Annotated in this window: 21 protein-coding genes and 4 tRNA genes; 7 read left to right on the top strand and 18 right to left on the bottom strand. The window is 69.8% G+C overall.

Going from position 1 to position 18,615, the window contains the following annotated elements:
* Positions 1–382: 382 nt before the first annotated feature.
* From rplL to ACLJPL_RS17815, 8 genes are all read right to left on the bottom strand, one after another.
* Complete coding sequence (gene rplL, locus ACLJPL_RS17850) at positions 383–766, bottom strand: 50S ribosomal protein L7/L12 (RefSeq protein ID WP_411081829.1); 384 nt, start codon at positions 764–766, stop codon at positions 383–385.
* A gap of 84 nt (positions 767–850) precedes the next feature.
* Positions 851–1,408: a 50S ribosomal protein L10 gene (gene rplJ / locus ACLJPL_RS17845; protein WP_003966997.1), complete on the bottom strand. Its 558-nt coding sequence runs from the start codon at positions 1,406–1,408 to the stop codon at positions 851–853.
* Positions 1,409–1,759: 351 nt separating this feature from the next.
* Entirely contained in the window at positions 1,760–2,641 is an 882-nt protein-coding gene (locus ACLJPL_RS17840) for a hypothetical protein (protein ID WP_411081828.1), read from the bottom strand.
* A 213-nt stretch (positions 2,642–2,854) separates the two neighbouring features.
* Positions 2,855–3,577 (bottom strand): 50S ribosomal protein L1, encoded by a 723-nt coding sequence (gene rplA / locus ACLJPL_RS17835; RefSeq protein ID WP_411081827.1) that lies wholly within the window; start codon positions 3,575–3,577, stop codon positions 2,855–2,857.
* Positions 3,578–3,657: 80 nt separating this feature from the next.
* Positions 3,658–4,092 (bottom strand): 50S ribosomal protein L11, encoded by a 435-nt coding sequence (gene rplK / locus ACLJPL_RS17830; protein WP_015610692.1) that lies wholly within the window; start codon positions 4,090–4,092, stop codon positions 3,658–3,660.
* Positions 4,093–4,267: 175 nt separating this feature from the next.
* Positions 4,268–5,179 carry a transcription termination/antitermination protein NusG gene (nusG, locus tag ACLJPL_RS17825; RefSeq protein ID WP_411081826.1) on the bottom strand — a complete coding sequence of 304 codons (912 nt, stop codon included), beginning with the start codon at positions 5,177–5,179 and terminating at the stop codon, positions 4,268–4,270.
* Between the two features lie 71 nt (positions 5,180–5,250).
* Complete coding sequence (secE, locus tag ACLJPL_RS17820; RefSeq protein ID WP_411081825.1) at positions 5,251–5,538, bottom strand: preprotein translocase subunit SecE; 288 nt, start codon at positions 5,536–5,538, stop codon at positions 5,251–5,253.
* 106 nt (positions 5,539–5,644) lie between these two features.
* Positions 5,645–5,717, bottom strand: a tRNA-Trp gene (locus ACLJPL_RS17815).
* A 225-nt stretch (positions 5,718–5,942) separates the two neighbouring features.
* Between ACLJPL_RS17815 and ACLJPL_RS17810 the strand changes: the two genes are divergently transcribed.
* Together ACLJPL_RS17810 and ACLJPL_RS17805 are read left to right on the top strand one after the other, a co-directional pair.
* The gene (locus tag ACLJPL_RS17810) at positions 5,943–7,169 is read left to right on the top strand and encodes a pyridoxal phosphate-dependent aminotransferase (RefSeq protein ID WP_411081824.1); all 1,227 of its coding nucleotides are present in this window, start codon (positions 5,943–5,945) and stop codon (positions 7,167–7,169) included.
* Positions 7,170–7,284: 115 nt separating this feature from the next.
* Positions 7,285–8,298 (top strand): adenosine deaminase, encoded by a 1,014-nt coding sequence (locus ACLJPL_RS17805; RefSeq protein WP_366842840.1) that lies wholly within the window; start codon positions 7,285–7,287, stop codon positions 8,296–8,298.
* On the opposite strand, the gene ACLJPL_RS17800 is transcribed toward ACLJPL_RS17805, so the two are convergent.
* On the bottom strand, positions 8,291–8,881 hold the full coding sequence (locus ACLJPL_RS17800) for a TetR/AcrR family transcriptional regulator (protein ID WP_411081823.1): 591 nt from the start codon (positions 8,879–8,881) through the stop codon (positions 8,291–8,293). The two genes, ACLJPL_RS17805 and ACLJPL_RS17800, sit on opposite strands and share 8 nt — an antisense overlap.
* An 87-nt stretch (positions 8,882–8,968) precedes the next feature.
* Here ACLJPL_RS17800 and ACLJPL_RS17795 point away from each other — a divergent pair, with 87 nt between their 5' ends.
* Positions 8,969–9,604: an NAD(P)-dependent oxidoreductase gene (locus tag ACLJPL_RS17795; RefSeq protein WP_411081822.1), complete on the top strand. Its 636-nt coding sequence runs from the start codon at positions 8,969–8,971 to the stop codon at positions 9,602–9,604.
* Between the two features lie 123 nt (positions 9,605–9,727).
* Here the strand turns inward: ACLJPL_RS17795 and ACLJPL_RS17790 are convergent, their stop codons facing one another.
* The 8 genes from ACLJPL_RS17790 to ACLJPL_RS17755 all read right to left on the bottom strand — a co-directional run bounded on the left by ACLJPL_RS17790 (position 9,728) and on the right by ACLJPL_RS17755 (position 14,605).
* The gene (locus ACLJPL_RS17790) at positions 9,728–10,783 is read right to left on the bottom strand and encodes a UDP-N-acetylmuramate dehydrogenase (protein WP_411081821.1); all 1,056 of its coding nucleotides are present in this window, start codon (positions 10,781–10,783) and stop codon (positions 9,728–9,730) included.
* Between the two features lie 71 nt (positions 10,784–10,854).
* Entirely contained in the window at positions 10,855–12,294 is a 1,440-nt protein-coding gene (locus tag ACLJPL_RS17785; RefSeq protein WP_411081820.1) for an MFS transporter, read from the bottom strand.
* 74 nt (positions 12,295–12,368) lie between these two features.
* Positions 12,369–12,917 carry a TetR/AcrR family transcriptional regulator gene (locus ACLJPL_RS17780; RefSeq protein WP_411082128.1) on the bottom strand — a complete coding sequence of 183 codons (549 nt, stop codon included), beginning with the start codon at positions 12,915–12,917 and terminating at the stop codon, positions 12,369–12,371.
* A 231-nt stretch (positions 12,918–13,148) separates the two neighbouring features.
* Positions 13,149–13,577 (bottom strand): MaoC family dehydratase, encoded by a 429-nt coding sequence (locus ACLJPL_RS17775; protein WP_411081819.1) that lies wholly within the window; start codon positions 13,575–13,577, stop codon positions 13,149–13,151.
* The gene (locus ACLJPL_RS17770) at positions 13,574–14,029 is read right to left on the bottom strand and encodes a MaoC family dehydratase N-terminal domain-containing protein (protein WP_411081818.1); all 456 of its coding nucleotides are present in this window, start codon (positions 14,027–14,029) and stop codon (positions 13,574–13,576) included. The genes ACLJPL_RS17775 and ACLJPL_RS17770 overlap by 4 nt, the downstream gene beginning before the upstream one ends.
* 131 nt (positions 14,030–14,160) lie before the next feature.
* Positions 14,161–14,325, bottom strand: coding sequence for a 50S ribosomal protein L33 (gene rpmG, locus ACLJPL_RS17765; protein WP_003956487.1), 165 nt, complete (start codon positions 14,323–14,325; stop codon positions 14,161–14,163).
* A gap of 89 nt (positions 14,326–14,414) precedes the next feature.
* Positions 14,415–14,487: transfer RNA gene (locus ACLJPL_RS17760), tRNA-Met, on the bottom strand.
* Between the two features lie 45 nt (positions 14,488–14,532).
* Positions 14,533–14,605, bottom strand: a tRNA-Thr gene (locus tag ACLJPL_RS17755).
* A gap of 266 nt (positions 14,606–14,871) precedes the next feature.
* On the opposite strand from ACLJPL_RS17755, the gene ACLJPL_RS17750 reads away from it, so the two are divergent.
* From ACLJPL_RS17750 to ACLJPL_RS17740, 3 genes are all read left to right on the top strand, one after another.
* Positions 14,872–16,170: an amidohydrolase family protein gene (locus ACLJPL_RS17750; protein ID WP_411081817.1), complete on the top strand. Its 1,299-nt coding sequence runs from the start codon at positions 14,872–14,874 to the stop codon at positions 16,168–16,170.
* Between the two features lie 34 nt (positions 16,171–16,204).
* Positions 16,205–16,861, top strand: coding sequence for an SDR family oxidoreductase (locus tag ACLJPL_RS17745; protein WP_411081816.1), 657 nt, complete (start codon positions 16,205–16,207; stop codon positions 16,859–16,861).
* Between the two features lie 277 nt (positions 16,862–17,138).
* Positions 17,139–17,726 (top strand): hypothetical protein, encoded by a 588-nt coding sequence (locus tag ACLJPL_RS17740; RefSeq protein WP_411081815.1) that lies wholly within the window; start codon positions 17,139–17,141, stop codon positions 17,724–17,726.
* Between the two features lie 150 nt (positions 17,727–17,876).
* Here ACLJPL_RS17740 and ACLJPL_RS17735 read toward each other — a convergent pair.
* A tRNA-Tyr gene (locus tag ACLJPL_RS17735) sits at positions 17,877–17,958 on the bottom strand.
* Positions 17,959–18,125: 167 nt separating this feature from the next.
* On the opposite strand from ACLJPL_RS17735, the gene ACLJPL_RS17730 reads away from it, so the two are divergent.
* On the top strand, positions 18,126–18,614 hold the full coding sequence (locus ACLJPL_RS17730) for a YajQ family cyclic di-GMP-binding protein (protein ID WP_030926258.1): 489 nt from the start codon (positions 18,126–18,128) through the stop codon (positions 18,612–18,614).
* Position 18,615: the final 1 nt, after the last annotated feature.

Here is an 18,615-nt window from a genome sequence, read left to right as displayed (position 1 = left end):
TCAACAGCTGTTCTCAACTACCTATGTGGCTGGCCCTCGCGCGGTGTGCGCTCTTCTTTACTGCCCTCTTCACTCTCGATCCATGCCTCGGATCCGGATCGAAGTGATGACGCGTCCTGAGAATTGCGCGCCTCGTGCCGTTCGTCAAGGCCCACCGGTCCGTACGGGCCACCGAAGGCTCTCGCCCACCACCCCTCGAGGAGCCCTCAAGGGCCCCCTGAGCGGCCCGCGAGAGGCGCACGGCGAAGATCACCCTACTCGTCGACGGCGGAAGAGCAAGGCAGCCGCCACGGGTACGCCGAAGGGCGACCACCCGGATGGGTGATCGCCCTTCGAAACGGGCGCGTGACGCGCCCTGGGAGTCGCGAGGACTCCCGGGGTGTTACTTGACCTCGACGGAAGCGCCGGCGCCCTTGAGGGACTCGGCAGCCTTCTCGGCGGCCTCCTTGGCGACCTTCTCGAGGACGGGCTTGGGAGCGCCGTCGACGAGGTCCTTGGCCTCCTTCAGACCCAGCGAGGTCAGCTCACGCACGACCTTGATGACCTGGATCTTCTTCTCGCCGGCACCGGTGAGGATGACGTCGAACTCGTCCTGCTCGGCCTCGGCCTCGGCCGGGGCGCCGCCCTGGGCGGGACCGGCGACGGCGACGGCCGCAGCGGCGGTGACGTCGAACTTCTCCTCGAATGCCTTCACGAACTCGGAGAGCTCGATGAGGGTCAGCTCTTCGAACTGCGCGAGCAGCTCTTCCTGGGACAGCTTCGCCATGACAGGCGTCCTTCCACTATTCGGCAGGTGCCGGATGTATGTGACTGCGGGCGTACGTGGAGCCCGCTGGACCGCTGAGCGTGATTACTCGGCGGCCTCGGCGGGAGCCGGCGTACCGGCACCGCCCTGCTCTTCCTTCTTGGCGCGCAGGGCTTCCGCGGTGCGGACGAACTTGGAGGGCAGGGCCTGGAAGACCTGCGCCGCCTGCGTCTGCTTGCCCTTGAAAGCACCGGCCAGCTTGGAGAGCAGAACCTCGCGGGACTCGAGGTCCGCGAGCTTCTTGATCTCATCGGCGGACAGCGCCTTACCGTCAAGGACACCGCCCTTGATGATGAGGTTGGGGTTGTCCTTGGCGAAGTCACGAAGACCCTTCGCCGACTCCACCGGGTCACCGGTGACGAAGGCAACCGCCGTCGGACCCGAGAACAGGTCGTCCAGCGTGTCGATCCCGGCCTCGTTGGCCGCAATCTTGGTCAGCGTGTTCTTCACCACGGCGTACTGGGCGTTCTCACCGAGCGAACGGCGCAGCTCCTTGAGCTGTGCCACGGTGAGACCCCGGTACTCGGTCAGCACGGCGGCGTTCGAGCTGCGGAACTGGTCCGTCAGCTCGGCTACCGCGGCAGCCTTGTCGGGCCTTGCCATGAGCGTCGGCCTCCTTCCGGGTGATGAGGACCGCTCAGAAGGGGCCGGGAAAGACGAAACGCCCCAGCACAAGTGCCAGGGCGCGGCTCGACCGGACAGAGTCCGGGAGCAGTTCCACAGTCACCTGCGCAGGTCGTCCGATCTAGCGGAACCTTCGGTCACCGTCCCTCTTGCGAGAGCGCGGCGACGACCAGCGGTCTTTGGCTTCCTGTGGAGCGTACGCGACCGGGGGCGCGCCGGGCAAATCCGGCGCTGTCCGTACGGCGCGAGAGGTTTAGCGGCAGGCCGCGGGAGGTCCCAGAACCCTCCGCGGTCCCGGACCTCCCGCGGTGCTCCGTCGCGGGAGCGGCCCTACTGCTTCTTCATCAGCTCCTGGAAGTCCACCGTGTCGTCGACCGGCGGCTTCTCCACGGAGACCTTCGTGCCGTAGTCGCTGTAGAGGACCGTCGAGTTGACCGGGCCGAGCGCCGTCTCGCCCCGCTCGGACTTCTTCACCAGGAGGTCGTTCTCGTCGACCCAGATGTCCACGGTCTGCGTGGTGACGCCGGCGGCCTCGAGCTGCTTCTTGAGGGCGGCGATCTGCTCGGCGTCCAGAGCGGTGCCCTTGGTCGTCAGCTCCGCCACGTCCACCGTGCCGGAGTAGTGCGTCGCGGAGACCCCCCGGACGTCCTCCTGGCCGACCTTCTTGAGGTCGCCCGCCGCCAGCAGCGCCTTCACGCCCTGCTCGGGGGTGCTGTTCTGCAACTGCTCCTTCAGGACGTCGCCGGCGGGCCCGCCCAGCTGCGCCAGGTCCTTGTAGGCGTACCGGATCCAGTGCTTGCCGCCGATGTTGGCGGCGAAGGCGTCGCCCATGTTGGCGTAGTACTCGTTCTTGAAGTAGCGCGCCTGCATCGATCCGTTGCTGCCGCCCTGCTTCATGGCCTCGGCCATGGTGCCGCCGGTGTACGTGATCTTCAGCGAGCCGGTGAGGCCGTCAGCCCAGCCGATGGCCCCGGACTGCTTCATGGAGACGCTGTCGCCCACCTTGGAAGTGCCCTCGATGCGGGCCGACTGCGCGGTGCCGGTCTTCTGCTGCACCTGCTTGAGCGCCGTGACGGGGCTCGCCTTGGCCACGCCCCCCGCCGGCTTCCCCTCCGTACCGGAGGCGCCGCCCCCGCCGCTACAGGCGGCCACCGACATCAGGGCCACCGCTGCGGCCCCCGTACCCACGCGCCGTATCGTGCTGGTCCTCATCTGGCGGTCCCACCCCTCGTATCGTCCTGTCATCCCGCCCGGACCACACTGGCACAGGGCACTGACAGGCGTCGTTCCTCGCTCATGCGTCCCGTGGATCGGCTCCGCGGGTTCTTCCTTCGGATATGAGGACGGGCCCCGCACCTCGAAAGGTTGCGGGGCCCGTCCACACAGAGCACGCGTATGACGCGGCTACCGAGTGAGCACGGTGGCTCAGACGGCGGCCGGGTCCTCCTCGACGAGGAGGTTGCGGGTGCGGTTGGCGTCCAGCGGGATGCCGGGGCCCATCGTGGTGGCCAGCGTGGCCTTCTTGATGTAGCGGCCCTTGGCGGCGGACGGCTTCAGACGGAGGATCTCCTCCAGCGCCGCTGCGTAGTTCTCCACCAGCTTGGTCTCGTCGAAGGAGACCTTGCCGATGATGAAGTGCAGGTTCGAGTGCTTGTCGACGCGGAACTCGATCTTGCCGCCCTTGATGTCGTTGACAGCCTTCACGACGTCGGGGGTGACGGTGCCGGTCTTCGGGTTCGGCATCAGACCACGCGGACCGAGCACGCGGCCCAGGCGGCCGACCTTGCCCATGAGGTCCGGCGTGGCGACGACGGCGTCGAAGTCCAGACGGCCCTTCGCCACCTCGTCGATGAGCTCGTCGGCGCCGACGATGTCGGCTCCGGCGGCTTCCGCGGCCGCAGCACGGTCACCGGTCGCGAAGACCAGGACCCGGGCGGTCTTGCCGGTGCCGTGCGGGAGGTTCACGGTGCCGCGGACCATCTGGTCGGCCTTGCGCGGGTCGACACCCAGGGCAAAGGCGACCTCGACGGTGCCGTCGAACTTCGTGGAGGCGGTGTCCTTGGCGATACGGACGGCCTCGAGCGGGGCGTAGTTGCGCTCCCGGTCGATCTTGGCGTCCGCAGCGCGGAGGTTCTTGCTGCGCTTCACTTCTACTCCTGTGGTTTCAGAGTGTGGAGTCGTGGTGCGGACCAGCGCTTGGTCCTACCACTGGGGGCTACGGGGCTGAATCAGCCTTCGACCGTGATGCCCATGGAACGGGCGGTGCCGGCAATGATCTTCGACGCGGCGTCGAGGTCATTGGCGTTCAGGTCGGGGAGCTTCGTCGTGGCGATCTCGCGGACCTGGGCGGCCGTCAGCTTGGCGACCTTGGTCTTGTGCGGCTCGCCGGAGCCCTTGTCCACACCCGCGGCCTTGAGGATCAGCTTGGCGGCCGGCGGAGTCTTCGTGACGAAGGTGAAGGAGCGGTCGTCGTAGACCGTGATCTCCACCGGCACGACCATGCCACGCTGCGACTCGGTCGCGGCGTTGTAAGCCTTGCAGAACTCCATGATGTTGACGCCGTGCTGACCGAGCGCGGGGCCGACCGGCGGGGCCGGGTTCGCCGCACCGGCGTTGATCTGGAGCTTGATAAGCCCCGTGACCTTCTTCTTCTTGGGAGGCATTGCTCTCTCCGGGTCCTATGAGAGTGTTTCGCCGCCGATTCCGGTCATCCGGATGGAGGCATACCGCACAACGATAACGGGTATAGCTGTGCGACCAAAAACCAAGCAGGTCAGAGGGGCTGCGAAGCCCCTCTGACCTGCTGGGTAGGCATGTGTCCAGAAACCGGCGGAAGCGCTAGTTCTTCTGGATCTGGTCGAAGCTGAGCTCGACCGGGGTCTCGCGGCCGAAGATCTCGACGAGGCCCTTGACCTTCTTCGAGTCGGCGTTGATCTCGTTGATCGTGGCCTGAAGCGTGGCGAACGGACCGTCCGTGACGGTGACCGCGTCGCCGACCTCGAAGTCCAGCACCTGGACCTCGACCTTGCGGGACGGGGCCGGCTTGCCCTCGGCCTCGGCGGCCTCGCGGGCGGCCTTCTCCTCGGCCTCCGGGGCGAGCATCTTGACGATCTCGTCCAGCGTCAGCGGGTACGGGTCGTAGGCGTTGCCCACGAAGCCGGTGACGCCCGGCGTGTTCCGCACGACGCCCCAGGACTCGTTCGTCAGGTCCATGCGCACCAGCACGTAGCCGGGGAGCTTGTTCTGCCGGACGTTCTTGCGCTCGCCGTTCTTGATCTGGACGATTTCCTCTTCAGGCACCTCGGCCTGATAGATGAACTCCTCCACGTTGAGGGAGACGGCGCGCTGCTCCAGGTTGGCCTTCACGCGCTTCTCGTAACCGGCGTACGTGTGGATGACGTACCACTCGCCGGGGAGGGTGCGGAGCTCGTCGCGCAGAGCGGTGACGGCGTCGACGGGGGCGGCCGGCTCGGCCTCCTCCGCGTCTGCGGTCTCCTCGGAAGCGTCAGCGGCCTCTTCGTCGTCGAGAGCCTCGTCCTCGGCGGACTCGGCCTCTTCTGCGGCCTCGGCCTCGTCGGACTCGGCGCGCACAGCGGCCTGCTCGGCGCTCTCGCCGGCCGCCAGGTCGGCGGCCTCGGCCCGGTCGGGCTCCACGGAGTCAGCAGCCTCAACGATGTCGAGCTCGTCCTTGGCGGACTCGAAGGCGCCAGCCTCGGGCTCGACGGCGTCGTTCAGGTTCGGGTCAGACACGATGGCTGCTTCTTCCTGGATACAAAGGGTGGAACATGCGGAGGGGGCGCCGGTCGGACGCCTTCCGCGGATCAGCCGAAGACGTACTTGATGACCCGCGCGAATCCCATGTCGATGACGGTAACAAGACCAATCATGACGACGACGAACACAATCACCACACTGGTGTATGTCGTCAGCTGGCTGCGAGTCGGCCAGACAACCTTGCGGAGTTCGGCGACGATCTGGCGGTAGAACAGCGCGAGACGACCCAGAGGGCCCTTCTTGCCGCGCTTTCCGCCCTTCCGAGCCTTCTTCTTCGACTCGGGGCTTTCGTCCTCAGCATCAGGCATGTCGATGGAGCCCACGGCGTCCGTCACGCTACTCACCTGATTCCGGGTCGTGGCCGTGCCGCGCCCGGTGGAGCCGCACGGCTGTGCAATGAAGTACGTACATGCGCACACATCCTGGCGAAGGAGTGTGTAGCAGGGCCGGAGGGACTTGAACCCCCAACCGCTGGTTTTGGAGACCAGTGCTCTACCAATTGAGCTACGACCCTTTGGTGGTTTCCACCAACCTACCGCATCTTTCCCGGTGGCCGGGAGCGGAGACGGTGCGGCTGGTGAAGGCCAACGACAGGTGAGTGTACGTGTTCAGGGCCGCCGCGTCGAACAGACAACAACCGACCGGTCCTGTGCGGTTCCCGTCCGGGTCGTGTCCTGGTCCTGTCCGGTCCCTGAAACCCGTGTGTCGACGGTGTTTCCGGTCTGGGAGCATGGGGCGCATGAGCGCTGCAACTTCTCCGTCCGAGCGCAGGGTTTCCGCCCGCATCGGTGCGATCTCCGAGTCCGCGACCCTCGCCGTCGACGCCAAGGCCAAGGCCCTCAAGGCCGCCGGGCGCCCGGTGATCGGCTTCGGCGCCGGCGAGCCCGACTTCCCGACCCCCGACTACATCGTCGACGCCGCGGTCGAAGCCTGCCGCAACCCGAAGTACCACCGCTACACCCCGGCCGGCGGGCTCCCCGAGCTCAAGGCCGCCATCGCAGAGAAGACGCTGCGGGACTCCGGTTACGAGGTCGACGCCAGCCAGATCCTGGTGACCAACGGCGGCAAGCAGGCCATCTACGAGGCATTCGCCGCGATCCTCGACCCGGGCGACGAGGTCATCGTCCCCGCCCCGTACTGGACCACCTACCCCGAGTCGATCCGGCTCGCGGGCGGTGTCCCGGTCGAGGTCGTCGCCGACGAGACCACCGGCTACCAGGTCTCCGTCGAGCAGCTGGAGGCCGCGCGCACCGAGAAGACCAAGGTCGTCCTGTTCGTCTCGCCGTCCAACCCGACCGGCGCCGTCTACAGCGAGGCCGACGCCGAGGCCATCGGCCGCTGGGCCGTCGAGCACGGCCTGTGGGTCATGACCGACGAGATCTACGAGCACCTCGTCTACGGCGACGCGAAGTTCACCTCGCTCCCGGCGATCGTGCCGGAGCTGCGCGACAAGTGCGTCGTCGTCAACGGCGTCGCCAAGACGTACGCGATGACCGGCTGGCGGGTGGGCTGGATCATCGGCCCGAAGGACGTCGTCAAGGCCGCGACCAACCTCCAGTCGCACGCCACCTCCAACGTCTCCAACGTCGCCCAGATCGCCGCGCTCGCCGCCGTCTCGGGCTCGCTGGACGCCGTCGCCGAGATGCGCACCGCCTTCGACCGCCGCCGCAACCTCATCGTGCGGATGCTCAACGAGATCGACGGCGTGCTCTGCCCCGAGCCGGAGGGCGCGTTCTACGCCTACCCGTCGGTCAAGGGCCTGCTCGGCAAGGAGATCCGCGGCAAGCGTCCCGCCGACTCCGTCGAGCTCGCCGCCCTGATCCTGGACGAGGCCGAGGTCGCCGTCGTACCGGGCGAGGCGTTCGGCACCCCCGGCTACCTCCGTCTCTCCTACGCGCTGGGCGACGACGACCTCATCGAGGGCGTCTCCCGCCTCCAGAAGCTGCTGGGCGAGGCCAAGGACTGACGGCCCGCGAAAGAGCGCCCCCGGCCGGGTCGGCCGGGGGCGCTTTTTGTTCGAGGCCCACTCCAAAGAGGAAAGCGGCTTCCGCTCCGGCCCGCCCGTGCGGCAGGATCTTCCAATGGAGCGTGATGTACGTCTGTTGCCCAAGGCCCACCTGCACCTGCACTTCACCGGGTCGATGCGGCCCACCACCCTGCTCGAACTCGCCGACAAGTACGGGGTCCACCTCCCCGACGCACTGACCGGCGGCGAGCCTCCCAAGCTGCGGGCGACCGATGAGCGCGGCTGGTTCCGCTTCCAGCGGCTCTACGACATCGCCCGGTCCTGCCTGCGGTCCCCCGAGGACATCCACCGCCTGGTCCGCGAGAGCGCCCAGGAGGACGTCGCGGACGGTTCCGGCTGGCTGGAGATCCAGGTCGACCCGACCTCGTACGCCCCGCTGCTCGGCGGGCTGATTCCGGCCATCGAGATCATCCTCGACGCGGTGGACAGCGCCGCCCGGGACACCGGTCTGGGGATGCGCGTGGTGATCGCCGCGAACCGGATGAAGCACCCCCTGGACGCCCGGACCCTGGCGCGGCTGGCCGTGCGGTACGCGGACCGGGGCGTCGTCGGCTTCGGGCTCTCCAACGACGAGCGGCGCGGCATGGCCCGTGACTTCGACCGGGCCTTCGCCATCGCCCGGGAGGGCGGTCTGCTGGCCGCTCCGCACGGCGGGGAGCTCGCGGGCCCCTCCAGCGTGCGCGACTGCCTCGACGACCTGGACGCTTCGCGCATCGGCCACGGCGTGCGGGCGGCCGAGGACCCCCGGCTGCTGGCGCAGCTGGCCGAGCGCCAGGTGACCTGTGAGGTCTGCCCGTCCTCCAATGTGGCGCTCGGCGTCTACGAGAAGGCCGCGGACGTACCCCTGCGCACCCTGTTCGACGCGGGGGTGCCGATGGCGCTGGGCGCGGACGACCCGCTGCTGTTCGGCTCGCGTCTGGCCGCGCAGTACGAGCTGGTGCGCCGCGACCACGGCTTCACCGACGCGGAGCTGGCCGAGCTGGCCCGGCAGTCGGTGCGCGGTTCGGCCGCGCCCGTCGACGTGAGGGACAAGCTGCTGTCGGGGATCGACGACTGGCTGGCTAGCTGATTCCGGCCAGCAGGGTGCGGGCCAGGGAGGCGGCGAACGCGTCCAGGGGCTGCGGGGGCGTGCCGCCGGGGAGCGCGTCGTAGGCGAAGGCCCGCTGGGCGCAGGCGCCGAGCAGCAGGGAGGCCGCCGCGTAGGTGTCGGCGTCCACGCGGATCCGGCCCGCGCTCTGTTCGGCGCGGAGGTAGGCGTCGAGGCCCTGGATCGGCATGTGGGGTCCGGCCCCGAGCTCGCGCAGGCCCGCTTCGTGGCGGCGTTTGAGCTGCGGTTCGGCGTACAGGGACGCGGCCATCGGGAACGTCTGCTCGTAGAACAGCGCGGCCTGCCGGGCGACCTCGGTGAGGTTGGCCTCGACGGCCCCCTGCCCCGCGACCAGGTCGCCGAGGAGCCCTCCGAGCTTCGGCAGCCGCTCCTTCAGTACGGTCACGAAGAGCTCCTCCTTGCTGGGGAAGTACTTGTACAGGGCCGCCTCCGAGCAGCCGGCCGCCCGTGCGATCTCCTTGGTGGTGGTCCGGGCGAGGCCGATGGAGAGCATCAGCTCGTGGGCGGCGTCGACCATGCGGACGCGGGCCGGTTTCGGCTCCATGCGGGCTCCCGTTATGGCTTGACGAGTGGGTGATCAGCCACTCACCCTAGAGGTGAGTGAACACTTACCCACCCGAGGAGGGGTCATATGCGACTCACGGTGTTCGGAGCGACCGGGGGCGTCGGCCAGGAGATCGTGGGCCAGGCGCTCGCGGCGGGCCACGAGGTGACGGCCGTGGTCCGCGACCCGGCGAAGCTCCCCGCGTCGCTCGACGCCGGCGCGCTGTACGGGGTCGTCGCCCTGGACGACCCGGCGGCGGTGCGTGCGGCGGTGGCGGGGCGGGACGCGGTGCTCTCGGGGCTCGGCGCGCGGGGCCGGCGGCCGGACGGGATCGCGGAGCGGCTGACCGGCCGGATCGTCGAGGCGATGGAGGCCGAGGGGGCGCGGCGGCTGCTGGTGGTGAGCGCGGCCCCGGTGGGGCCGGTGCCGGCGGGTGAGCCCGTGGCGGACCGGCTGGCGCGCAAGGCGGTCCGGGCGGCCCTGGCGGAGGTGTACGCCGATCTGACGCGGATGGAGGCGGTGCTGGCCCGCAGCGCCACGGACTGGACCTCCGTACGGCCTCCGAGGCTGACGGACGGGCCGTGCACGGGCGTCTACCGGAAGGTCGTCGGCGGTGCGCCGTGCAGCAGCCGGACCCTCTCCCGGGCCGATGTGGCGCACGCGATGCTGGGGCTGATCGACGACGTGGCGGCGGTGAAGCAGGGCGTGGGCGTGGCGTACTGAGGAGCCCCCTGTGGAGGAGCCTCCTATAGGTGACCGCGCGCCCGGAGAGGTGACCGCGCGCTCGGAGAGAAGTCCTGACGGGCGACCGCGCGTCCTGAAGGGAGAGACGCCTCAGGAGACCTCTTAAAGGGAGACGCCGACCGTCACGGGCTCGTTGACCAGGGTGACGCCGAAGGCCGCGTGGACCCCCGCGACGACCTCACGGGCCAGGGCGAGCAGGTCCTCGGTGGTGGCCTCGCCGCGGTTGGTGAGGGCGAGGGTGTGCTTGGTGGAGATCCGGGCCGGGCCGCTGCCGTACCCCTTGGTGAAGCCCGCCCGGTCGATCAGCCAGGCCGCCGAGGTCTTGGTGCGGCCGTCCCCGGCGGGGAAGGCCGGGGGCGTCACGTCCGGGCCGAGGCGCTCGTGGACCCGGGCCAGGAAGTCCTGGAAGGCGGCCGCGTCGAGGATCGGGTTGGTGAAGAAGGAGCCCGCCGACCAGGTGTCGTGGTCGTCCGGGTCCAGCACCATGCCCTTGCCGGCGCGCAGCTTCAGCACGGTTTCCCGGGCGGCCGGTGCGGGAACGCGCTCGCCCTGCTCGACCCCCATCGCCCTGGCCGTTTCCGGGTACTTGAGGGGCGCGGAGAGACCGTCTGCCTCTTCCAGCTCGAATCGGACGCGGAGCACCACGAAACGGTCGGGTTCCGCCTTGAAACGACTGTGCCGGTACGAGAAGGAGCACTCCGCGTTCGGAATCGTCACCGTCTCCTGGGCGTGCCGGTCGTAGGCGACGACCTCCGTGATCGTGGAGGACACCTCCTGTCCGTACGCCCCGACGTTCTGAATGGGCGTCGCGCCGGCGGAACCGGGGATGCCGGCCAGGCACTCGACGCCCGCGAGACCCGCCTCCACGGTGCGGGCGACGGCGTCGGTCCAGACCTCGCCGGCCGCCAGCTCCAGCGACGTACCGGAGAGGGCGAATCCGCGGGTGGCGATGCGCAGCGCGGTGCCGTCGAAGCCCTTGTCGCCGATGACCAGGTTGGACCCGCCCCCGATGACGAGGAGCGGGGTGCCGCTCGCGTCGGCCTCGCGCACGGCGGCGACCACCTCGGCGTCGGTGGTGGCCGTCAGGAGCCGGGTGGCGGGGCCGCCGAGCCGGAAGGTGGTCAGGGGGGCGAGGGGGGCGTCGTGGAGTTCCTGCACGGGGACAAGAGTACGGTCCGTGGCCCCGCCGGAGCGGCGGGGCCACGGACCGTACGTCCCGCGTACCGGGTTCAGACGGCCACCACGTCCCGTTCCGCCGCCTCCGGGCCCCTGGCCCGCCCCCGAGTGCCGCGGCGACTCGGTATGAGGAGTGCGATGAGCGCGCCCAGGGCCACCGCCCCGGCCCCGATCCAGACGGCGGGAACCGTCCCGTCCGCGAACAGCCGCGGCGAACCGTAGCCGCCCCGCGCGGCGAAGACCGAGGCCAGGACCGCGATCCCGAGCGCGCCGCCGACCTCCCGCAGCGCGGTGTTGGCGCCGGAGGCGATGCCCTGCTCGCCGGTGCGGACGCTGGAGAGCACCAGGCTCGCGGCGGGCGCGAAGTACATCGCCATGCCGACGCCGCTGACGATCAGGGCGGGCAGCTGGGCGGCGTAGCTCGCCCCGGGCTCGATGACCAGCGCGAACAGCGCGAGCCCCACGGCCTGGAGCGCCAGCCCGGCCACCACGACGGGACGGCCGCCGAAGCGGTCGGAGAGGTACCCGGCGAGCGGGGCGACGAGGATCGGCATCCCGGTCCAGGGCAGCATCCGCAGACCGGCCTCGGTGGGCGAGTAGCCCAGCCCGTTCTGGAGGAACTGGCTGAGCAGGAAGATCGATCCGAACATCCCGAAGAACATCAGCAGGCTCGCGACGTTGATCCCGAAGAAGGCCCGGCTGCGGAAGAGCCGCATCGGCAGCATCGGGTTCCGGGCGTGGAATCCGTGGTGCGCGAACCGGCCGAGCAGCGCCGTGCCCGCGATCAGCCCGGTCAGGACGGTGGGGCTGGTCCACCCGTGGCTCGCGGTGTTGACCAGGGCGTAGACGATGCCGAAGAGGCCCGCGCTGACCAGGGCCGTGCCGTGGACGTCCAGGGGGGCCTTCGGGGCGTACGACTCGGTGAGCCTCAGCCGGGCCAGCGGCAGCAGCACCAGGCCGATCGGCACGTTCAGCCAGAAGATCCACTGCCAGGACAGGTGCTCGGTGAGCACGCCGCCGATCAGCGGACCGCTGGCCACCGCCACCCCGGTCACCGCGCCGAAGACGCCCAGCGCCGCTCCCCGCCGCTCCGGCGGGACGGCGGCGCCGATCAGGGTGAGCGTCAGCGGCATCATGATCGCCGCCCCGACGCCCTGGACCGCGCGGAACGCGACGAGCGCCTCGATGCCCGGCGAGAGGGCTGCGGCGGCCGAGGCGGCCGTGAAGACGGCGAGGCCGGCCATGAAGAGCCGCCGCCTGCCGAACCGGTCCCCGAGCGCCGCACCGAGCATCAGCAGCACGGCGAAGGTGAGGGTGTACGCGTTCACCGTCCACTCCAGCGCCGCCAGGCCACCGCCGAGGCTTTCGCGGATGGAGGGAAGGGCGGTCGTGACGACGAGGTTGTCGAGGGCCGCCATGAATCCGGCGGCGCCGGTGATGACGAGGACCCAGACCGCTCCCCCGCGGTCTGTCGTGCTGTGTTGATCGTTCACTGCTCCCCCTGCTAATTAGTTATTGATCACTAACTTCTGCGGACAGAAAGACGGGCCGGCCCCGGAGGCGCTGTTCACTCCGCGGGCCTCGTCGAGATGTGGAACCCCGACCAGGTGCGGTGATCGGACGGGAAGCCCAGCGAGGCGAGGGTGTTGATGAGCATCCCGTACGCCAGGAACATCGTCGTCTCGTTCGGATCCGCGCCGAGCGCGATGTGGACGTCGTCCCACATCCGCACCCAGGCCGCCCGCAGGGATTCACCGAAGGCGTGGTCCCCGGCGGCCTCCGCCGCGGCGACGGCCGCGTACATCTGCATCTGCATCATCAGTTTCTCGGCGTCGTCGACGATCAGCCGCTGATACGCCGCGGCCATGGCGTGCAGCGCCTCGCCCCCCTCCAGCCCCTCGCGGGCCGCCACGAAGACCTGGCGCATGTCTTCCAGACAGCGCTCGGCGGCGGCGACGAACATGGCCTGCTTGTTGGGGAAGAGCCGGAAGAGATACGGCTGCGAGACGCCGACCCGCCTGGCGATCACCTCGGTCGACGTCCCGTTGTAGCCGCCACGGGAGAACTCCGTCATCGCCGCCCGGACGACGCTCTCGCGCCGCTCCTCCGCACTCATCCTGACCATGAGGCAAAGTTATTGCTCAATCACTTACTTGGTCAAGTCCTGGGGGCGGACACGAACGAGGGACGCCCCTCCCGCAGGAGGAACGCCCCTCGCCCTGAGCCTTCAGGCACCCGTGCGCGGGCAACGCGCGGGGTCTCGCTCACGCCTGTACGCCGCGCGGGCCTGAACGCCACACGTACCGGTACGCCGCGCGGGCCTGGACGCCGCGCGGGCCGGTACGCCTCAGGCGAGCCGGACGACGGCCCGGGACATCCCCAGCACCTTGTTGCCGTCGCACATGGCCACCAGGTCCACCCGGACCAGACGGTCATCCAGCTTCGCCGCGACCTTGCCGCTGACCTCGATCAGCGCGCCCTTGTCGTCGTTCGGCACGACGACCGGCTTCGTGAAGCGCACGCCGTAGTCGACGACCGCCCCCGGATCCCCGGCCCAGTCCGTGACGACCCGGATCGCCTCGGCCATCGTGAACATGCCGTGCGCGATCACGTCCGGCAGCCCGACCTCACGCGCGAACTTCTCGTTCCAGTGGATCGGGTTGAAGTCACCCGACGCGCCCGCGTACCGCACCAGCGCCGCCCGCGTCACCGGGAACGACTGCGCGGGCAGCTCCGTCCCCACCTCGACCGACTCGTAGCTGACCTTCGCCGTCATGACGCCCCCTCGGCGGCGCGCGCCACCAGCTTCATCAACGCCGTGACCACCAGTTCGCCGGTCTCGTCGTGCACGTCCCCGCGCACGTCCAGGATGTCGTTGCCCGCCATGGACCTGACCGTCTCGATCGTCGAGGTGACCGTCAGCCGGTCCCCCGCCCGTACGGGGCGCACATACGAGAACTTCTGGTCGCCGTGGACGACGCGGCTGTAGTCCAGACCCAGCTGCGGGTCCTGCACGACCACTCCGGCGGCCTTGAAGGCGATCGAGAAGACGAAAGTGGGCGGCGCGATCACATCGGGATACCCGAGGGCGCGGGCGGCCTCCGGATCGACGTACGCCGGATGGGTGTCCCCCACCGCCTCGGCGAACTCGCGGATCTTCTCCCGGCCGACCTCGTACGCCGGGGTGGGCGGATAGGTCCGCCCCACGAAGGACTGGTCGAGCGCCATGAGCTCGCTACCTCCTGATGGAAAGACGAATGACGGCGTGCCCCTGTTCACGGGGGATATTCGCGGGGATCAACCTCATACAACGACACGAGGCCGCCCCCAGAGGGGACGGCCTCGTGTACGAGCCTGATTCAGCGCGTTTCGCGGTGCGCGGTGTGCGAGTTGCAGCGCGGGCAGTGCTTCTTCATCTCAAGACGGTCCGGGTTGTTACGCCGGTTCTTCTTGGTGATGTAGTTCCGCTCCTTGCACTCCACGCAGGCCAGCGTGATCTTCGGGCGGACGTCGGTGGCAGCCACGTGAGTGCTCCTTGGACGGACGGATGGACGGATGAACGCATAAAAGAGTAGCCGATCGAAGGACCGACCCAACAATCGGCTACCGTTAGTAGCGGTGACCGGACTTGAACCGGTGACACAGCGATTATGAGCCGCTTGCTCTACCGACTGAGCTACACCGCTTTGATGACGAGTCCCCCCGCCGAAGCGAGGGTTCCCGATCACCAGAGCCCCAATGCGGAATCGAACCGCAGACCTTCTCCTTACCATGGAGACGCTCTACCGACTGAGCTATTGGGGCGAGCGATGAAGACATTACACGCTCCCCGGCCGATCGCCCAAATCCGTTTCAGCACCCCGCTCCGGCCCCCGGTCCGGGCCCGCCCACACCCCCTGATCAGGGCTTGATCCAGCCCGCGTGCAGCCCACGCGCCCGCGCGGACGGGCCCATCCCCGGAGCCGGCGCAGGCGCACCGGTACGACTATTGCGCTCCTCCCGGAAGCGACCCCGGCACGCCCCTAGGCTCGACCCACTCCGTGTGATCTTGCACCCCTCCCAGGAGCGCGATGCCTGACAGCCAGCCACGGCGGCCCGACGACAACGCGCCCGACCGCGCCGACGCGGCCACCACCGCCGACACCCCCGCCCTCGTCCTGGCCGGGGCCCGCCTCAGCGACGGCCGCGCCGTCGACGTACGCCTCAGCGGCAGCCGCATCGAGGCGGTCGGCACGGCGGGCAGCCTCACCGCCCGCGGGCCCCGCATCGACCTGCGCGGCTACCTCCTGCTCCCCGCGCCCGCCGAGCCCCACGCGCACAGCGACACCGCCCTGACCGCCGACAGCTCCGGCCCCGGCGGCCCGGGCCCCGCCTCCCACCGCGCCGAGGACATCCAGCGCCGCGCCACCGAGGCCGCCCTCCTCCAGCTCGGCCACGGGGCCACCGCCCTGCGCACCCATGTCCGCATCGGCGATGTCCAGGGCCTCGCCCCGCTCGAAGCCGTCCTCCAGGCCCGAAGGGCCCTGCGCGGCCTCGCCGACCTCACCGCCGTCGCCGTCCCCCGCCTCCTCACCGGGGTCGCCGGGGCCGACAGCCTCGCCATGCTCCGGGACGCCGTGAAGATGGGCGCCGCGGTGGTCGGCGGCTGCCCCGACGTCGATCCCGACCCCACCGGCTACACCGCGGCCGTCCTGGAGATCGCCGCCGAGCACGGCTGCCCCGTCGACCTGCACACCGACAGCGACGACCCCACCCGGCTCGCCCGGCTCGCCGCGATGGCCGGGGGCCTGCGCCCCGGCGTCACCATCGGCCCCTGCGCCGGCCTCGCCCACCTCCCCCTCGACACCGCGACCCGCGCCGCCGACCAGCTCGCCGCCGCCGGGATCACCGTCGTCTGCCTCCCCCAGGGCGGCTGCGCCGGCGCGGAACACCGTACGAGTGCTCCCGTACGCCTCCTGCTCTCCGCCGGCGTACGCGTGGCGGCGGGCAGCGGCGCACTCCGCGACGCGGTCAACCCGGTGGGCCGCGGCGACCCCCTCGAAGCCGCGTACCTCCTCGCCTCCCAGTACGGCCTGCGCGCCGAACAGGCTTACGCCATGGTCTCCACCACCGCCCGTGCGGTGCTCGGCCTGCCCGACGTGCGCGTGGAGGCGGGCTTCCCCGCCGAACTCCTCGCCGTACGCGGCGAACAGCTCTCCGCCGCGCTCTCGCTCGCCTACAGCCGGATCGTCATCCACCGCGGCCGGGTCGTCGCCCGCACCAGCGCCGTACGTGAGTACTGCGACTTCGACCCCGATCCCGACTCCGCCGCCGGACCCGACCTCCCCCGCCAGGGGCGGCCGGACACCGGCACCGGGGCCAGGAACTGAGCGTCGACCGGCCCCGGGGCGTACGGTCGGAGGTATGCGCATTGTCATCGCAGGTGGACACGGACAGATCGCACTCCGGCTGGAGCGGCTGCTCGCCGCACGCGGGGACGAGGCCGTAGGGATCATCCGTAACCCCGAACAGAGCCAGGACCTCACCGATATCGGCGCCGAACCCGCCGTGCTGGACCTCGAATCGGCCTCCGTCGAGGAGACCGCCGAGGTGCTGCGCGGGGCCGACGCGGCCGTCTTCGCGGCGGGCGCGGGACCGAACAGCGGCACCGAACGCAAGGACACCGTCGACCGGGGCGCCGCCGTCCTGTTCGCCGACGCGGCCCAGGCCGCGGGCGTACGCCGGTACATCGTCGTCTCCTCGATGGGCGCCGACCCCGACCACGAGGGCGACGAGGTGTTCGACGTCTACCTCCGGGCCAAGGGCGCGGCGGACGCCGACGTACGTTCCCGGTCCGCGCTCGACTGGACGATCCTGCGCCCGGGGATGCTCACCAACGACGCGGGCAAGGGACAGATCCTGCTCGCCGCCTCGACCGGGCGCGGTCCGATCCCCCGGGACGACGTGGCGGCCACGATCCTGGAGCTGCTGGACACCCCGGCGACGGCGGGCCTGACCCTCGAAGTGATCTCGGGCAACGTGCCGGTGATGGTGGCCGTGAAGGACGTGGCGGGCAACTGATCCGGGCCGGCGCCCCGTGGGCCCTGGCGACGAGGGAGCCCCCGACCGGAAGGACCGGTCGGGGGCTCCGTTCGCGTGGCCCCGGGCGGGACGGCGGCGCGCCCCGACCACCGGTCCGCCCCTCGCTTGCCCGGCTGCTGACGCTTCCTCAAGTCTGGCTCAAATCAGTGCAGTTCTGCGATCACGCCTCATAGATTGACCAAGCTTCGTCAATCGAGACGGGCAGTGGTCGTGCGGCCCTCAGCAAGGGCCGCCGAAGCAAAGCGGGGACAGCAGCATGAGCAAGAGATTCCTGTCCACAGTCGTGGCCACGGGCGTGGCCGCCGCCTCCTTTGTGGCGCTCGGCCCGGCCGGCGCGGCGAGTGCCGCGCCGGTCATCTGTGAGCCTGGCTACAAGTCCGCGACCTGGTCCAGCCTGAAGTCGGGCTGGGTCATCACCCACGCCAAGCAGATCAACATCCCCAAGAGCGGCACCGGCAGCTACACGAAGACGGCGACCTACCGCAAGACGGTCACCTCGGGGCGCGAGGGGACCGCAGGCGTCAGCTACTCGGGCAACTGGGTCATCTCCAGCCTGGACGTCCACGTCTCCGGGACGCTCAGCAAGTTCAAGGAGAAGACCAAGGAGAAGAGCGAGTCGGTCACGTTCAACTTCAACAAGCCGGGCGTCTACGTGGTGTTCAGCGGCGTGAAGCAGGCATCCGGCCACTACAAGGCCAGGACCTGCAACTCCCGGGGCACCGGCTTCGGCAAGACGGGCTGGGGCAAGGCCCGCAGCTGGAGCATCCAGGCCGAGGGTGCGGTGAAGTGCACCGAGAAGCCCAAGAAGGGCACGGCCAAGAAGGCGGCCAAGTCCTACTGCTGAGGTGACGCCGTCCCGGCGGGCCCCGGCCCGCCGGGACGGCATCCGCCGGCAGGGCTGTGAGGGCCGCGCCCCGGGGCGTACGCACTCGCCAGGAACGCCGAGAGGGCCCGTGCTCAGCATTTCTGCTGTGCACGGGCCCTCTCGTTCGTGTGGCGGCGCCAGGGTTCGAACCTGGGTAGGCTGAGCCGGCAGATTTACAGTCTGCTCCCTTTGGCCACTCGGGCACACCGCCTCGAACGACGCGTCGGATCTCCACTGGTGAGCTCCTTGGCGACGACGTAAACAATACCTGATGGCCAGGGGTGCTCCGCCACCTCATTGATCAGTGCTCGGAGGGGGCGGCGGTGGCTAGGCTTTGCGTTGTATCCCACGCACATTCGACGCAAGGAGCCACACGTCATGGCCGACTCCAGTTTCGACATCGTCTCGAAGGTCGAGCGGCAGGAGGTCGACAACGCCCTCAACCAGGCCGCCAAGGAGATCTCCCAGCGTTACGACTTCAAGGGCACGGGCGCCTCGATCTCGTGGTCCGGCGAGAAGATCCTGATGGAGGCGAACGGCGAGGAGCGGGTCAAGGCGATCCTCGACATCTTCCAGTCCAAGCTGATCAAGCGGGGCATCTCGCTGAAGTCGCTGGACGCCGGCGAGCCGCAGCTCTCCGGCAAGGAGTACAAGATCTTCGCGACCATCGAGGAAGGCATCTCCCAGGAGAACGCCAAGAAGGTGGCGAAGATCATCCGCGACGAGGGGCCCAAGGGCGTCAAGGCGCAGGTCCAGGGCGACGAGCTGCGGGTCAGCTCGAAGAGCCGCGACGACCTCCAGGCCGTACAGGCGCTCCTGAAGGGCCAGGACTTCGACTTCGCGGTGCAGTTCGTCAACTACCGGTAGA

Source organism: Streptomyces sp. cmx-18-6, from assembly GCF_046548915.1.
Taxonomy (GTDB): domain Bacteria; phylum Actinomycetota; class Actinomycetes; order Streptomycetales; family Streptomycetaceae; genus Streptomyces.
The sequence above is the reverse complement of the archived record's forward strand: the minus strand, read 5'-3'. Positions and strand labels throughout refer to the sequence as shown.

What these genes read in the sequence shown, in the direction of transcription:
- ACLJPL_RS17730 (WP_030926258.1), top strand. Translation starts at nt 18,126, where the DNA reads ATGGCCGACTCCAGTTTCGACATCGTCTCGAAGGTCGAGCGGCAGGAG.
- ACLJPL_RS17780 (WP_411082128.1), bottom strand. Translation starts at nt 12,917, where the DNA reads ATGAGTGCGGAGGAGCGGCGCGAGAGCGTCGTCCGGGCGGCGATGACG.
- ACLJPL_RS17745 (WP_411081816.1), top strand. Translation starts at nt 16,205, where the DNA reads ATGCGCATTGTCATCGCAGGTGGACACGGACAGATCGCACTCCGGCTG.
- ACLJPL_RS17740 (WP_411081815.1), top strand. Translation starts at nt 17,139, where the DNA reads ATGAGCAAGAGATTCCTGTCCACAGTCGTGGCCACGGGCGTGGCCGCC.
- ACLJPL_RS17770 (WP_411081818.1), bottom strand. Translation starts at nt 14,029, where the DNA reads ATGGCGCTCGACCAGTCCTTCGTGGGGCGGACCTATCCGCCCACCCCG.
- ACLJPL_RS17840 (WP_411081828.1), bottom strand. Translation starts at nt 2,641, where the DNA reads ATGAGGACCAGCACGATACGGCGCGTGGGTACGGGGGCCGCAGCGGTG.
- ACLJPL_RS17750 (WP_411081817.1), top strand. Translation starts at nt 14,872, where the DNA reads ATGCCTGACAGCCAGCCACGGCGGCCCGACGACAACGCGCCCGACCGC.
- ACLJPL_RS17775 (WP_411081819.1), bottom strand. Translation starts at nt 13,577, where the DNA reads ATGACGGCGAAGGTCAGCTACGAGTCGGTCGAGGTGGGGACGGAGCTG.
- ACLJPL_RS17800 (WP_411081823.1), bottom strand. Translation starts at nt 8,881, where the DNA reads ATGGAGCCGAAACCGGCCCGCGTCCGCATGGTCGACGCCGCCCACGAG.
- rplL (WP_411081829.1), bottom strand. Translation starts at nt 766, where the DNA reads ATGGCGAAGCTGTCCCAGGAAGAGCTGCTCGCGCAGTTCGAAGAGCTG.
- rplJ (WP_003966997.1), bottom strand. Translation starts at nt 1,408, where the DNA reads ATGGCAAGGCCCGACAAGGCTGCCGCGGTAGCCGAGCTGACGGACCAG.
- rplK (WP_015610692.1), bottom strand. Translation starts at nt 4,092, where the DNA reads ATGCCTCCCAAGAAGAAGAAGGTCACGGGGCTTATCAAGCTCCAGATC.
- ACLJPL_RS17795 (WP_411081822.1), top strand. Translation starts at nt 8,969, where the DNA reads ATGCGACTCACGGTGTTCGGAGCGACCGGGGGCGTCGGCCAGGAGATC.
- ACLJPL_RS17810 (WP_411081824.1), top strand. Translation starts at nt 5,943, where the DNA reads ATGAGCGCTGCAACTTCTCCGTCCGAGCGCAGGGTTTCCGCCCGCATC.
- ACLJPL_RS17805 (WP_366842840.1), top strand. Translation starts at nt 7,285, where the DNA reads ATGGAGCGTGATGTACGTCTGTTGCCCAAGGCCCACCTGCACCTGCAC.